The sequence below is a fragment of the Streptomyces sp. NPDC059009 genome (assembly GCF_042740175.1).
Taxonomy (GTDB): Bacteria; Actinomycetota; Actinomycetes; order Streptomycetales; family Streptomycetaceae; genus Streptomyces.
The window spans coordinates 75,171-84,647 of the sequence record NZ_JBHYJB010000037.1 but is presented as its reverse complement, the minus strand read 5'-3'; the positions used below and the strand labels follow the sequence as shown (position 1 = coordinate 84,647).

The 9,477-nt window shown below is 72.0% G+C and carries 10 protein-coding genes and 1 pseudogene; 3 read left to right on the top strand and 8 right to left on the bottom strand.

Annotated features, from left to right (window positions below):
* Positions 1-692 (top strand): class F sortase (locus ACFWYM_RS31940; protein WP_384845240.1); only part of this gene is annotated, 692 nt, incomplete at its 5' end.
* A 118-nt stretch (positions 693-810) separates the two neighbouring features.
* Here ACFWYM_RS31940 and ACFWYM_RS31935 read toward each other — a convergent pair.
* Together ACFWYM_RS31935 and ACFWYM_RS31930 are read right to left on the bottom strand one after the other, a co-directional pair.
* A pseudogene (locus ACFWYM_RS31935) lies at positions 811-1,573 on the bottom strand (MerR family transcriptional regulator).
* A gap of 145 nt (positions 1,574-1,718) precedes the next feature.
* Entirely contained in the window at positions 1,719-2,540 is an 822-nt protein-coding gene (locus tag ACFWYM_RS31930) for a peptidoglycan-binding protein (RefSeq protein WP_384845237.1), read from the bottom strand.
* Positions 2,541-2,909: 369 nt separating this feature from the next.
* On the opposite strand from ACFWYM_RS31930, the gene ACFWYM_RS31925 reads away from it, so the two are divergent.
* Positions 2,910-3,443, top strand: coding sequence for a carboxymuconolactone decarboxylase family protein (locus ACFWYM_RS31925; RefSeq protein WP_384845234.1), 534 nt, complete (start codon positions 2,910-2,912; stop codon positions 3,441-3,443).
* A gap of 48 nt (positions 3,444-3,491) precedes the next feature.
* Here the strand turns inward: ACFWYM_RS31925 and ACFWYM_RS31920 are convergent, their stop codons facing one another.
* From ACFWYM_RS31920 to ACFWYM_RS31900, 5 genes are all read right to left on the bottom strand, one after another.
* The gene (locus ACFWYM_RS31920) at positions 3,492-4,955 is read right to left on the bottom strand and encodes a hypothetical protein (RefSeq protein WP_384845231.1); all 1,464 of its coding nucleotides are present in this window, start codon (positions 4,953-4,955) and stop codon (positions 3,492-3,494) included.
* 155 nt (positions 4,956-5,110) lie between these two features.
* Positions 5,111-5,845, bottom strand: coding sequence for a S1 family peptidase (locus tag ACFWYM_RS31915; RefSeq protein WP_384845228.1), 735 nt, complete (start codon positions 5,843-5,845; stop codon positions 5,111-5,113).
* A gap of 113 nt (positions 5,846-5,958) precedes the next feature.
* Positions 5,959-6,444, bottom strand: a complete 486-nt coding sequence (locus ACFWYM_RS31910; RefSeq protein ID WP_384845225.1) for a hypothetical protein — start codon at positions 6,442-6,444, stop codon at positions 5,959-5,961.
* A gap of 9 nt (positions 6,445-6,453) precedes the next feature.
* Complete coding sequence (locus ACFWYM_RS31905; protein WP_384845222.1) at positions 6,454-6,669, bottom strand: hypothetical protein; 216 nt, start codon at positions 6,667-6,669, stop codon at positions 6,454-6,456.
* Between the two features lie 55 nt (positions 6,670-6,724).
* Positions 6,725-7,318 carry a helix-turn-helix domain-containing protein gene (locus ACFWYM_RS31900; RefSeq protein WP_384845219.1) on the bottom strand — a complete coding sequence of 198 codons (594 nt, stop codon included), beginning with the start codon at positions 7,316-7,318 and terminating at the stop codon, positions 6,725-6,727.
* 214 nt (positions 7,319-7,532) lie between these two features.
* On the opposite strand from ACFWYM_RS31900, the gene ACFWYM_RS31895 reads away from it, so the two are divergent.
* Positions 7,533-8,693, top strand: coding sequence for a pyridoxal phosphate-dependent aminotransferase (locus tag ACFWYM_RS31895; protein ID WP_384845216.1), 1,161 nt, complete (start codon positions 7,533-7,535; stop codon positions 8,691-8,693).
* Between the two features lie 59 nt (positions 8,694-8,752).
* On the opposite strand, the gene ACFWYM_RS31890 is transcribed toward ACFWYM_RS31895, so the two are convergent.
* Positions 8,753-9,403, bottom strand: coding sequence for a TetR/AcrR family transcriptional regulator (locus ACFWYM_RS31890; protein WP_384845213.1), 651 nt, complete (start codon positions 9,401-9,403; stop codon positions 8,753-8,755).
* Positions 9,404-9,477: the final 74 nt, after the last annotated feature.

The window sequence follows — 9,477 nt, the reverse complement described above, 5'->3', positions numbered from 1 at the left end:
CGTTCCGGGGGGGGCGGGGGACAGTCCGGGCCAAGGGCTGGATCGGGCACCGGGGTGGGCGGCGCGGCGGGGGGGGGGGGGCCGGCGCGCCCGCCCCGGGGCGCCCCCCCACGGCCGCCGTCGCGCTCGCCGTCGGCCTGGCGGCGGGCTGCTCGTCGTCCGAGGGAGAGAAGGGCGGGGACCACGCCGCCGCCCTGTCCAAGGCCGACATCACCAAGACGTCCGCGCTGCCCGCCTCGGTGCCCGACCACCTCAAGATCCCGGACATCGGCGTCGACGCGAAGCTCGACTCGGTCGGCCTCGCCTCCGACGGCACCATGCAGACGCCGCCGTTCGACAAGCCGATGGAGGCGAGCTGGTACAAGAACGGCCCCACCCCGGGCCAGACCGGCGCCGCCGCCATCGCGGGCCACATGGACACCCCGGACACGCCCGAGGCCGTCTTCTACAACCTCAAGAAGCTGAAGAAGTACGAGCAGATCGAGGTGCACCGCACGGACGGCACCACGGCCGTCTTCGCCGTCGACGAGGTCGACACCTACAAGAAGGACCAGTTCCCCACAGAGAAGGTCTACGGGAAGACCGACAAGGCCGAGCTGCGCCTCATCACCTGCGGCGGCGACCTGACGAAGGACCGCCACTGGGACTCCAACGTCGTGGTCTTCGCCCACCTGATGGGCAAGGAGGCGTGAGGAGCTCCTCGGGCCGAAGTCCGAGGTCCGAGGAGCCCGACCCGGCAGGGACCCGACCCGGCAGGGATCTGACCCGGCAGGGGCCGCCGCTCGCCCGTCGCGGCGGCCCGGTCCCGGCTCAGCGCAGCCGGGTTCCGGCGTACGCCTCGATGGCGGCGCGCTGGTAGGCGGCCAGGCCCGGCGCGATCCCCCTCGTACGCCGCGCGCCAGTGCTCGTTCTCCACGCAGGTACGCCCGATCGCGCGGTACTCCTCGGCGGTGGCCGCCCGGATCCGGGCCAGCGTGCGGTACTGGGTGTCGATCTCGGCCTGCACCTCATCGGCGTCGGCGGGCAGGCCGGCGGCCAACAGCTCCGCCAGCCGGATCATCTGCGCCGTGCGCTCGCGCTCGTCGGCCTCCCTCGCCGCCTCACTCAACGCCGCGCCATGCCGCTCGACGGCCCCGACCAGCTCCGGGAAGCCGTGCAGGGCCTGCATGCACTGGGCGGACCGGATGCCCTCGAACAGGTTCTCCGGCCGGCTGATGCTGATCATGTCTGCGCCGTCCTTCCTGGACTGCTCCAGTACGGCGATCGTGCGGGCGATGGTTCCGGCCAGGACATCCAGCCGGTCGCGCTCGGCGAGCAGCCGACGGTGATGGCCCCGCAGCGCCACCAGCTCGTCGACCTGCGCGGCCAGGATCCGGCCGATCTCGGGCAGTCCCACGCCCAGCGCCCTCAGCACGAGAACCTGCTGCAGCCGCAGCAGTTGACGGTCCTCGTAGTAGCGGTGGCCGTTGGCCCCGATCCGGGCCGGCGGCAGCAGGCCGATCTCGTCGTAGTGCCGCAGTGTCCGGGCCGTCACCCCCGACATCCGGGCGACCTCCGCGATCGGCCAGGCCATCGCCGCCTCCCTCACACGTGCCTCACCGGGCCGGATTCTCCGGCTCTGCTCAGGACGGTAGAGGCTTCCGCTGCGGCAGCTTCAAGCCCCGCTCCCAGACTCCCAGGTCCCGCGCCGATCGGCGGCCGCCCGGACAGCGCACCTCCTAGACAGGAGCCTCGGTGTCGACGGCGGCCCGGGTGACGGGCCCGTACACGCCGAGCGGCTCGTGGATGTTCCGGGCCTGCTGGAGGCGGGCCACCGCGGACGCGACATCGCTGCTGTAGTAGCCGTCCACGGGGCCGATGTAGAGCTGCAGGTGTTGGAGCTGCTGCTGGATCTGTACGACGGAGTCGCCGCTGGCGCCGACGGAGAGCGAGCCCGGCGGACTGGCGACCGACGGCGCCGGGCGGTGGTGCTGCGTGGGGCTGGGCTGCGCGGTCGGCTTCCGGGCGGGAGCCGGAGGAGGGGTGGGTGCCGGGTCGTCGGCCGGCGGTCCGGCCGTGTCCTCGGGCGGGGTGTCGGCCGAGGCGTCCGGGCTGGGGGTCGCCTGGCGGTTCCCGGACGCGGCGTCGGGGGTGGCGGGCTCCGGGCTGCGGGACGTCGCGAGGAACGCGGCCGTGGTGACGGCGAGGGCCGCCGCCGCGGCATACCCGTAGAGGGAGGGCCGGGCGCGTCGTGTGCGCCGTCGGGAGCGGTGCCTGGCGGCCGGTGCCGGGACCGGAACGGTGACCGGTGAAGTGAGCGGTGAGGCGGCCGGTGAGGTGACCGGTGGCGCGGTGATCGGAGGCACAGGAGGCGCCGGCGGAACTGGAGGAACTGTAGGCACCGGGGGCACGGCCGGAGCGGAGGAGGCCGGACGGTCGCGCCGGTGCGCGGCGGGCGCTGCGGGCGCGATGCGATGACGGCCCTTCGGCCCCTTCGGGTCCTTGCGGTTGTTGTCCTTGCGGTTCTTGCGGTGGGACGACGGCGCCGTGCGCGGCGCCATCAGCGGAGGTCCTACCGGAGGCAGCGTCACGGTGGCCGTCGTGGACCCACCGGGAGTTGTCTGCTTCAGGTAGGACGACAGCGCGGGGTACGCCGTCAGGTCTGAGTCAGCTGCCTTGAGTTTCACAGCGCAGAACCTAGAGGCCGACACCCTCCCGCATCGCCCGCACAGCGCCCGGCCAGTGATCCTTAAGGCGCCGTTGAAGATCACCTCAAAGCCGGTTAAGGGCATGTCCGACGTGGGCGGACATGGGCGCGGCAGCGCCGGCCGGAGAAACTTTCCGGACTCCGGTCACATCTGCGCGCGGGCATCCGTCAGTGCTGTGAAGACGCCGAGCAGGCCGTCGGAACACAGCGAAGGAGCCCAGCCATGACGAACACTTCGGATATCTCGGACACCTCGAACGCCGTGAACACCGCCAAGGTCTCGATCTCCCGGATGCCCAACCCGGGTGAGTTCGTGCCCGAGTTGAGTGACATCAGCGCAGCGCTCTTCAAGGCCACGGGCAACCACTCGGTGCCGCGCACCACCATGAACCTCGTCCACCTGCGCGCCGGGCAGATCGTGAACAACACCTACCTGACGATCCTGAACACCGGTTTCCTGCGGAAGGCCGGACAGTCCGAGGAGCGCATCACCGCCGTCTCCTCCTGGCAGGACGCTCCCTACTTCACCGACGCAGAGCGCGCCGCACTCGCGCTGGTGGAGGCCACCCTCCAGCCCGCCCCGCACGGCCAGGAGCGCGTCTCCGACGAGCTGTACGCCGAGGTGGCCGAGCACTACGACGAGAAGGCGCTGGCCACCCTCACCATCGCGATCGGCCAGATCAGCTTCTTCATCGCCCTGGCCGTGATCGGCAAGCCGCAGCCGGTCACCTCGCTCGCGGACGAGCAGTGGGACTGACGACGGGTGGGACTGACGACGGGTGGGACTGACGACGGACCCCATTCCTCAGTCGCCCCCGCAGCCACCGCCCCCACAGCCGCTCCCGCAGCCGTGCCCACCGCAGCTGTGGCCCCCGGAACTGTGACCGCTGTCGCCGGAACTGCCGCCCGAGCCGTCCCAGACGCCGCCCCCGCACCCGCCACCGCTGGTGCTTCCCCAGCGGTTGCGCTCGGACGGCCGGGGCCGGGCGGCCCGTCCGCGGGCCTGGCGCTCCTTCCTCAACTGCTCCTGTCGCAACCGGGCCTTGCGCTGCTCCTCCTTGTACCGCTCCGCCGCCTCCCGGGCCTGCTGCCGCCTGGCACGCTCCCGCTCGGCGGCGTCGGCCGGCTTCCAGGGGCTGAGGCCGTGGCGCCGCTGCGGCCGGAGCACGGCGGACACGAGCCGGGTGCGGATCTGCCCCGCCTCCCCTCGATGCGCGTGGTACTCCACGAGGGCGCACTCCACCACCACCTCGGCCCCTTCGTGCAAAGGCCCGTAGACGATCGCCTCGAAGGGCTCGTGGGCCGCGTCGATGTCGTGGTGTCCACCCCCGGCGCCGTACGCCGTGCCGTTGCCCAACAGGCGTACGCCGTCGCGGGTGTCCCGGTCCCCGGGGACGTACGAGATGAGGGGCCGCCCCGATGTCGTACGGGCGTCCGGGTACAGCCAGTGGCGCCCGCCGCGGCCCGTGCGCACGCCCACGATCAAGGCGGGCTGCGGCTCGTCGTGCAGTCGGCGGGCCGCCCGGGAGGCGGTCATGCCCCGGCCGAAGAGGGTGCAGCCGGGGACGGCGAGGAGCAGCACGACGCTCTGGTGCCCCACGGCGTCGTACGGGGATGCGCCGCCGGACGCCCGGAGATCGCTGACCAGGCCGTCGGTGAGGACGCCGGCCGCGACCAGACACAGCGCGAGACCGAGATAGACCTGGAAGTGGCCGCGGCGGCCGTCCGTCTCCGGAACCCCGTCGGGAAGGTCGACGCGGCGCCTGCCCGCCGCGTCGAGGGCGAGCCGCCGCTGCCGGCGCCGGGCGTGCAGCCGAAGACAGCTGCCCGCCAACGCCCAGGCGCACGCGCCCAGTTCGATGAGGTATCCGGCAGTCCCCGCTCCGCCGAGGGATTCGGGGGAGGAGAGGGCGGCGGCAGCGCCGGCCGCGACGCCGACGGAGGCCACCGCGGCCGCCACCGGCAGGAACCGGTACCAGAGGGGGAGGGCCAGGAGCAGAAACGCGGCGGGGTAGCGCAGCCAGTCCGTGCCGCTGCCGCTGCCGCTGCCGCCGGTGCCGGGCCAGGCCGCTGCCGTCGACGAGGCGGCGACGGTCATCACGTACGCCGTGAGGGCCACGACCGCGAGAGCCCAACTGCCCGCGCCCGGGGCGAAGATGACCGGCAGCCGTGCCCTCCGCCACTGCTCCGCACTGCTCACGGGCCAGGCCGCGACGCCGCCGTCGGGTATCGCCCCGCCGGGCAGATGCTTGACATGGAAATGGGCCACTACGTCCCCCTTGATGTACATGACTGCGCGGTGACCGTACCCGCGGAGCGGCTGTGCCCAATCACTCAGTGCGCGGCGCCGGGCGGGCGGCCCCGGGACTTCGCGAACAGGCCCCCCGCCCCCCTGTCCCGCCCCCCGTATCCCGTTCTCCCGCGTCAGTGACGGGTGACCGAGCGGATCCAGGCGAGCTGCTGGGAGATCTCCCCGGCCTCGGCGACCTTGTCCCGGTCGGAGCCGTCGAAGACCCCGAGGAGGGTCTCTTTCCCGTGCGGGGCGATGCTCATCACCGGGCCTCCGGAGTCACCGCCGGCGGGGATCCCGGACACCTTCTTCATGCAGAAGTCCGAGCCGCCCGGCGTGGTGTAGCCCTTGCACCGGGGGTCGTCGGGCCGGATGACCCGCAGGTGCGCCTGCTTGAGCACCGGAGACTGACAGGTGTTCTCGTCGCTGGTGCAGGTGGCGCCCCACCCGTACTGCCGCACGTCCAGGCCGGGGTGGACGGGGGCCGTGGCCGGACGTGCGGGCCGGACCTTCATCGACGGCACCTTGATCAGCAGCATGTCGGCGCGTGCGCTCCCCGCGCGCTTTCCGGGCAGCGGGCGGACCGTGGTGCCCTTGCGCATGTCGAGGTTGCCGACGCGGAACGAGATCCGCCTGTCGGCGACCGGCTGTCCCTGCTCGAAGAAGCAGTGCGAGGCGCTGAGGATCCACTGGCGGGCGACCGCCGTCCCGGTGCACGTCGGTTTGCCGTCGACGAGCATGCGCACCGCCCAGGGGGCGTAGGTGCTCTTCGACCCGCCGATGACGGCGGAGGCCGGCGCGGACAACATGACTGTGCCGGTCACCAGCACCAGGGCGGTCAGCAGCAGAACACGAACTCGACGCACCATGCGTAACGGCTCCTCTCCTCAGGACATCGCCTGCACTCCTGCACTCCTGTACTGATGAAGAGATACCTGTCTGAGCCAACTGGTTCCGCATGCACCGGCAACGACGTGCGGTGTCACCGATCGCCGGGGCGTGATCCGCTCGCGGACGGCGGAGTCGTCATGGCCGCGAGGCAGCCGCGCACCCAGTCGTCCCGGTACTGCTGTGACAGGCTGCCGGTGTACTCGGGTGTCGAGGCGTAGCTGTCGCAGAGTTCCCGGTAGCCCGCGGTGCCCGTGCCCGTGCCCTTGCGCACTGCTCTGAACTCGATGACAGATCCTGGCGTGGCGTCGGCCGTGACCGTCCTGTCCAGATGCAGAGAGTCGGTCACCGGGCCTGAAGGGGGCGGGGAGTTGGGTGCTGTGGTCGGCGTCGGGGCAGGTTCTGGTTCTGGATCGATGCGCGCCTTCACCCACGCATGGCCCCGGTCATAGGCTTCCTGGGCCTTCGGATCGGCCTGGTCGGGGAAGGCCATGGATTCGACCACCGTGGTGGCGGCGGCCGAGAGGGCGATGACGGCGGCCAGGGACATGAGCACGGTGCGGGGTTTGGGCTGACGCATCGCGTCAGCCTACTTCTGGTGGCGTCTGCCCACGGAGTAGGGCGAGTTGTGCGCCCCGAAGGAGCTGTAGGAGCTCCGATCGGAGCGAGCCTGCTCGCGGTGGTGCTGCTCGATGAGGAGTCCGTCGACGTTGTGCGTGGCGCCGTTGCGCCGGCGCAGCAGGACGACGATCAGGAGGAGGGCCACCCCGGCCAGGAGGCCGAGCGCGATCAGCAGCGTGGTCATGTCTGACTCCTCTTGATCTCCCGCAGGGCAAGGAAGGACAGCTTATGGGCCAGGCTCAGTTCGTGGCGCTCGGATCACGAACGGCGGTGGTTTCCAGACGTACTTCAGTGGTTGCCTGACGCATTTCAGTGGTCGGATAGCGCACCACCAGCACCGCCTCCACGTCCCCCGACGGCGCCCCGTACACATGCGGCACATCGGCCGCCCACTCCACGTGCCCTCCCGGGCCCGCCTGGAGGGGCGCCGTGGCCGGGCCCACGAGCGCGGTCCCGGTGACGACGACGAGGTGCTCGGTGGCACCGGCGGTGTGCGCGCCCGACTGCTGCCGCTGCCCCGCCCGGATCCGTATCCGGAACACCTCCGTGACCGCCGCACCGTCCTCGAAGCGCTCGATCAGGCGGGCGTCCACGGCGGTGCCGGAGAGTTCGGCGTGCTCGACGGGCGCGCTCAGGACGGCGGTGAGGTGCGTGCCGAGCGCGGTGGTGAGGGCGTACAGGGTCTCCAGGGTGGGGTTGCGGCGGCCGCTCTCCAGCTCGGACAGGGTGCCCTTGCCGATCCCTGCGCGGCGGGCCAGCTCGGAGAGCGACATCCCCTGCCCGTCCCGGAGTTGGCTCAAGCGGCGCCCCACCTGCTCGGGCAGATCACTCATGTCGTACGGACTCCCTTCACCGCTCCTGGTCCTGCTGCCGGCCCCGCACTCGCCGTCCGCCCCGCACTCGCCGTCCGCTCGACGCGGCCAAGTCCCGTGCGCCACAGCACCGTTGACCGAACCGTACCGGCGTCCTACTGTCACCAGCGTGCGTTCTGTTTACGGAACGCAGTGCGCCCCAGCCAGAGTACGTCCACGTCCTGGAGGGATCCCTATGAGCGTGTCGCGGCTGCGCCACATCCCCGGCATCGGGGTCGACACGATGGGCGACGCGGCCGATGCCGCGCACGACCCGGACCTGCTGCGCCTGGAGAACCTCGACACCGACCTGCGACCACCCCAAGTCGCCCTCGACGTCACTCACTTGGCGATCGACGACGACGCCGCCAACAGCTTCCTGCCCTTCCAGGGCAAGACCGAGCTGAGGGCCGCGGCGGCAGCGCACGTCGGCCGGATCGCGGGCGTCCCCTACGACCCCGCCACCGAGTGTCTGAGCGTCGCCGGGGGCCTCAACGGCGTACTGAACGTGCTGCTCGCGACCGTCGAGCCGGGCCAGGAAGTCGTGGTGTGCGATCCGATCTACGCCGGACTCGTCAACCGCATCCGGCTGGTCGGCGGCGTGCCGCGACATGTGCGCGGCACTCCCACCAAGGACGGCTGGAGCGTCGACCCGGACGAACTTGCCGCCGCGGTCGGCCCGAACACGGCCGCGGTCCTCGCCATGTCCCCGGCCATGCCCACCGGCGCCCTGCTCGACGACACCCACTGGAACGCCCTCGCCCCCAAGGCCGTCGAGCACGACTGCTGGATCGTGTACGACGCCGCCATGGAGCGCATCCGCTTCGACGGCCGCGCCCCCGCGCACCCCGCCTCCCACCCGGCCCTGGCCGACCGCACCCTCACGGTGGGCTCGGCCTCCAAGGAACTCCGCATGATCGGCTGGCGGGTCGGCTGGGTCGTCGGTCCCGCGCGGATCATCGCCGACGTCCACCTCGTCGGCCTCACCAACGTCGTCTGCCAGGTCGGCATCGCCCAACAGGCCGTCGCCGCCGCCCTGGAAGCGCCCGACGCCGAGGCCGACGTGGCCGCCGCCACCCGCGTCTGGCAGCAGCGCTGCGAGCTCATCCTGGACGAGCTCGCCGACTACCCCTGCGTCCGGCCGCACGGCGGCTGGTCCCTCCTCGTCGACACCGCCGCACTCGGCCTCTCCCCGGCCGACGCCTCGGACCGCCTCTTCCGCCAGGGCCAGGTGGCCGCGACGCCCATGACGGGCTGGGGGCCGAGCGGCGACGACTACGTCCGCCTGGTCTTCGCCAACGAGCCGGTCGAACGGCTGCGGGGGCTGGGGGAGCGGTTCAGGGCGGCGTTCGGCTAGACGGTTGCCACGCGGCGTTCGGCTGGGCGGTTGCCACCTGCCTCGCCCGACCGCGCTGCCTAGGTCTTGCCGCCCAGGCCGCCCAGGCCGCCCAGGTTGCCCAGGGCGCCGTAGACCTGTTGCTCGGTCAGCCGACTCGCAGGCAAAGGGCTGCGGGCGGCCTCGGTGCGCAGACCGTCCAGGAGAAAGGCGGCTTGTCGGCGCCAGGCGTCCGGGGCGGCCTCGGCGGTTGCCCGGGCCAGCAGGGCGTTGGCGGCGAAGGCGAACACCAGGTCCGCGTTGGTGAAGTCGGGGCGGAGGGCGCCGGCTTCATGGGCCCGCTCGACGATCCGTTGCGCGGCGCCCATGGTCCGGCCGCAGGCGGACATGAGGCGCTCGGCGCCCGGATAGCGGCCGCTGACCACGTCGGCGACGGCGGGGTCGGTGGCCTGGAGTTCGCAGAGCTTCTCGACGTAGTACGCGAACCCCTCCCAGGCGTCTTCGTAGGCGAGGGCCTGCTCGGCGACCTCACTCAGGCGGCGCGCCGCACGATCGGTCACCACTTCGTCGATGAGGGCCTCGCGCGTGCCGAAGAGGTTGTAGAGCGTGCCGTGGCTCACTCCTGCCCGGCGGGCGATCTCTTTGAGCGGTACGTGCAGGCCACGCTCCTGGAAGAGCTCAGCGGCGGCTGCTCGCAGCTTCTCCGCGTTCCGTTGTGCGTCGGCCCGCATCTGGTGATTCCTCCTGGTACCGGCATGGCGTACTCCGTCGCTGCGCCCTGCCCGCCGAGCAGAACTTGACCCTT

Bases quoted from the DNA above. Each gene is read 5' to 3' on its own strand.
- ACFWYM_RS31930 (WP_384845237.1), bottom strand. From the start codon at position 2,540: ATGGCGCCGCGCACGGCGCCGTCGTCCCACCGCAAGAACCGCAAGGAC.
- ACFWYM_RS31925 (WP_384845234.1), top strand. From the start codon at position 2,910: ATGACGAACACTTCGGATATCTCGGACACCTCGAACGCCGTGAACACC.
- ACFWYM_RS31915 (WP_384845228.1), bottom strand. From the start codon at position 5,845: ATGGTGCGTCGAGTTCGTGTTCTGCTGCTGACCGCCCTGGTGCTGGTG.
- ACFWYM_RS31910 (WP_384845225.1), bottom strand. From the start codon at position 6,444: ATGCGTCAGCCCAAACCCCGCACCGTGCTCATGTCCCTGGCCGCCGTC.
- ACFWYM_RS31905 (WP_384845222.1), bottom strand. From the start codon at position 6,669: ATGACCACGCTGCTGATCGCGCTCGGCCTCCTGGCCGGGGTGGCCCTC.
- ACFWYM_RS31900 (WP_384845219.1), bottom strand. From the start codon at position 7,318: ATGAGTGATCTGCCCGAGCAGGTGGGGCGCCGCTTGAGCCAACTCCGG.
- ACFWYM_RS31895 (WP_384845216.1), top strand. From the start codon at position 7,533: ATGAGCGTGTCGCGGCTGCGCCACATCCCCGGCATCGGGGTCGACACG.
- ACFWYM_RS31890 (WP_384845213.1), bottom strand. From the start codon at position 9,403: ATGCGGGCCGACGCACAACGGAACGCGGAGAAGCTGCGAGCAGCCGCC.